This is a genomic window from Pseudomonas sp. NPDC087817 (assembly GCF_044742875.1).
In the GTDB taxonomy this organism is placed as follows: domain Bacteria; phylum Pseudomonadota; class Gammaproteobacteria; order Pseudomonadales; family Pseudomonadaceae; genus Aquipseudomonas.
Genome location: NZ_JBIUVJ010000154.1, coordinates 1 through 2,581, shown reverse-complemented (window position 1 = coordinate 2,581; position 2,581 = coordinate 1). Strand labels below are relative to the sequence as shown.

Genomic DNA, 2,581 nt, shown 5'->3' with positions numbered 1-2,581 from the left:
AATTATACCTCAAACCAAAAGCACATCAGAGAAAGCATTTAACACATGTGCGCATGCAAACCGATATATATCACACCGTTGCTGCCGTTGTAGTTAATCGCCACCGGCAGGAAGTGGTACTGGATGTTCGGCCATTCGAATTCCGGACGCGAGCGGATGAAACCGCCGGCTTCGAACTGGTTGCTGGCGCCGATGCCGGTGCCGTTGAACAGCCACTCGGCACCAATGGCTGGCTGGTTGTACCAGAGCAGCGACGGGTACAGCGAAACCGGCTGAGTGCAGGCGTATTGCAGGTACAACTCAAGGTGATCCTGCAGGTTTTCACCGACACCCGGCAGATCGTGTACGACCGGGATGTCGAGGCTTTCCAGCAATTTTGCCGGGCCAACACCGGAACGTTGCAGAATCTGCGGCGAAGCAATGGCGCCGGAGCACAGCAGGACTTCTTTGCGCGCTTTGACTTCAACGCGCTCTTCAGCGTCGCCGACCAGGTAACGCACGCCAACGGCACGCTTGCCTTCGAACAGGATCTTGTCGGTCAGAGCGTGAGTGACGATGGTCAGGGTCGAACGCTTCTTGGCGACATCGAGGTAGCCACGGGCGGTGGAAGCACGGCGGCCGTTCGGCGTCACGGTGCGGTCCATCGGACCGAAGCCTTCCTGCTGGTAGCCGTTCAGGTCTTCGGTGCGCGGGTAACCGGCCTGCACGCCAGCTTCAACCATGGCGTGGAACAGCGGGTTGTTGCCAGCCTTCGGCGTGGTCACGCTGACCGGACCGTCGCCACCGTGGTAGTCGTTCGGGCCGATGTCGCGGGTTTCCGCTTTGCGGAAGTACGGCAGGCAGTCGAGGTAGCTCCAGTCTTCCAGGCCTGGCAGTTTTGCCCAGCCGTCGTAGTCCATCGCGTTACCACGGATGTAGCACATGCCGTTGATCAACGAGGAACCGCCGAGGCCTTTGCCGCGACCGCATTCCATCCGGCGACCGTCCATGTGTGGCTCTGGATCGGTTTCGTACGCCCAGTTGTAGCGACGACCCTGCAGCGGGAACGCCAGTGCGGCGGGCATTTGCGTGCGGAAGTCGAAACGATAGTCCGGGCCGCCGGCTTCGAGCAGCAGAACGGTGACGCCGGCGTCTTCAGTCAGACGGGTCGCCAGGGTGTTACCGGCCGAGCCGGCACCGATGATGATGTAATCGAATTCTTGGGACATTGAATGCACCCTCTTTGAAGTTGGTCAGGTCAAGATCGCCGGGACGCTGCAAAACCTAAGCAGAGGAGGAAACTCCCTGTGGAGAAGATCCTCTGTGGTGAGGGGATTTATCCCCGACCGGCTGCGCAGCAGTCGTTAAGTCAGCGACTGGGTTCTGTCTGGAGAATTGCAGTGTCTGGAGGGGGCTGCTTTGCAGCCCATCGGGGATGAATCCCCTCGCCACAAGGGCCCATCCAGACTCTGCGTCAGATCAGAACACCGAGACGTAATCGCCCAGCTCGACCTGTACCGATTTGATGCGGGTGAAGTTGTTCAGCGAGCTGATCCCGTTCTCACGGCCAACACCCGACTGCTTGTAACCGCCCACCGGCATTTTTGCGTCGGACTCGCCCCAGGCGTTGATCCAGCAGATACCGGCTTCCAGTTGATGAATCACGCGGTGTGCGCGGTTCAGGTCTTTGGTGACGATACCGGCGGCCAGGCCGAAGTCGGTGTCGTTGGCGCGGCGGATCACTTCTTCTTCGGTTTCGTAGGAGAGGATCGCCATGACCGGGCCAAAGATTTCTTCACGAACGATGGTCATGTCGTCGGTGCAATCGGTGAACACGGTCGGAGCAACGAATGCGCCTTTGGCGAATTCGCCGTCGGTCAGACGCTCGCCGCCGCACAGCACGCGGGCACCTTCTTCTTTACCCTTGGCGATGTAACCCAACACGCTTTCCATGTGCGGGAAGCTGACCAGCGGGCCGAAGTTGGTGTTTTCGTCTTCCGGGTTGCCGATGCGGATGCGCGCAACGCGCTCAACGATCTTGGCTTCGAAGGCGGCTTTCAGATGAGCCGGTACGAACACGCGAGTGCCGTTGGTGCAGACCTGACCGGAGCTGTAGAAGTTGGCCATCATCGCGGTGTCGGCAGCGCGATCCAGATCGGCGTCGTCGCAGATGATCAGCGGGGATTTGCCGCCCAGTTCCATGGTCACGTCTTTCAGCGACGAAGCCGAAGCGCTGGCCATGACTTTCTTGCCAGTGTCGGTGCCGCCAGTGAAGGAGATTTTTTCGATGCGCGGGTGCTCGGTCAGCCAGGTGCCGACTTCACGGCCGCTGCCGGTCAGAACGTTGAACACGCCATTCGGAACGCCGGCTTCGGTGTAGATCTCGGCCAGTTTCAGGGTGGTCAGCGAGGTGACTTCGCTTGGCTTGAATATCATCGCGTTACCGGCCGCCAAGGCTGGAGCGGATTTCCACAGAGCAATCTGGATCGGGTAGTTCCACGCGCCGATACCGGCCACCACGCCCAGCGGCTCGCGACGGGTGTAAACGAAAGAAGTGTCACGCAGCGGGATCTGCTCGCCTTCGATGGCGGGTACCAGGCCT

At 60.1% G+C, this 2,581-nt stretch carries 1 protein-coding gene and 1 pseudogene; both read right to left on the bottom strand.

All coding sequences use genetic code 11. The features are described 5' to 3' along the window. Positions 1 to 44 precede the first annotated feature (44 nt). Positions 45 to 1,208 (bottom strand): annotated as a pseudogene (locus tag ACIONG_RS30260) (choline dehydrogenase); the annotation flags it as partial. A gap of 250 nt (positions 1,209 to 1,458) precedes the next feature. Continuing rightward, positions 1,459 to 2,581 (bottom strand): betaine-aldehyde dehydrogenase (gene betB, locus ACIONG_RS30255; RefSeq protein WP_401304673.1); only part of this gene is annotated, 1,123 nt, incomplete at its 5' end.